At 54.3% G+C, this 1,155-nt stretch carries 2 protein-coding genes; one reads left to right on the top strand and one right to left on the bottom strand.

The annotated features are described in order from the left end of the window. A partial coding sequence (locus AC1DS3_RS38885; protein ID WP_477129393.1) for a heavy metal-responsive transcriptional regulator occupies positions 1-351 on the bottom strand: 351 nt, incomplete at its 3' end. Positions 352-495: 144 nt separating this feature from the next. On the opposite strand from AC1DS3_RS38885, the gene AC1DS3_RS38880 reads away from it, so the two are divergent. Next, the coding region (locus AC1DS3_RS38880) for an MBL fold metallo-hydrolase (protein WP_477129392.1) at positions 496-1,155 on the top strand (660 nt) is incomplete at its 3' end.

Below are 1,155 nucleotides of genomic sequence, written 5' to 3'. Positions count from 1 at the left end.
GTCCCGAGGACAGGACAGCGAGTTGGCCGTTGCGACCAACTCGTTTCTCAAGGACTGAAGCTCCTTGATATGAGCATCGATTTGTCCGATCTTGGCACTCAAGCGTTGCTCGATCTCGGCTCGGCCAAACTTGCCGTTAAGTAATTGCGGGATTATTTCTCGAATCTCCGCAAGCGAGAACCCGAGCGTTTGCGCGCTACGGACGAATTGAATGCGCCGGATGGCCTCTGCGTCGTATGAACGATAGCCATTGTCCAGCCGGGCGGGTGGCTCCAACAATCCCACCTTTTCGTAGTGGCGTAGGGTATCCGTAGTTGTGCCAACTGCCCTCGCCAGCTCGCTGATATTCACCTACCCCCCCGTCAATGCGACATGCCTGATATTTCTTGACCTTGGAGTGTACACCAAGGTTTAAGGTACGCGTGGGATTCAATCCACAGKATCCCAGAACCATTTGAAAAAGGTGACGCCATGCTTCGTAGGCTAGTTCTTCTATTGCTGTCCACCATTGCCATGCCGGCTATCGCCGCCAATGGCTCGCCACCAGGCAGCCACTCGACTTCGATCCAGCCCAAGGTGGCCTTTTCGATCATCAGAACTGCGGAGCTATCTGTTATAGAGGCTCTGGTCTACACAGGTGGGAGCTTCACTCGCAAGGTGAGCAATAACTTCTCTGCGTTCCTGGTGAAACACGGTAATGACACCTTCCTGTTTGACTCAGGGCTGGGCTCGAAGGTGGCCGATCAATATCGGAAATCTATGCCTTGGTGGCAAAGTCTATTTTTTAAATACGAGGACCCGGTCGATCCGGTGATCGACCAACTATTGCGCGCCCGCATGGAACCCGTTCAAACGATCATCCTAAGCCACAGCCACTGGGATCATGCCAGCGGCATTAGCGACTTCCCTAATTCCACGGTGCTGGTGCATCCCGCAGAACTGTCGATGATAGAGGACCCTACTGATGGAGTTGGCGGCAGCTGGCGCTCGCAAGTCAGCGCGAAATCGATCAAATGGAAAACCTTGGCATTTGAACCGGTGCCGTACAGAGGGTTCGCGAGCAGCCGGGATCTCTATGGAGACGGCACGGTGGTGCTGGTTCCTCTTCTCGGTCATACGCCCGGTTCGATCGGCATGTTTATATCAGTCGACTCC

Source organism: Cupriavidus sp. 01L46 (assembly GCF_056399905.1).
Note: the sequence above shows the minus strand (reverse complement) of the source record. Positions and strands in the feature narration are given on the sequence as shown.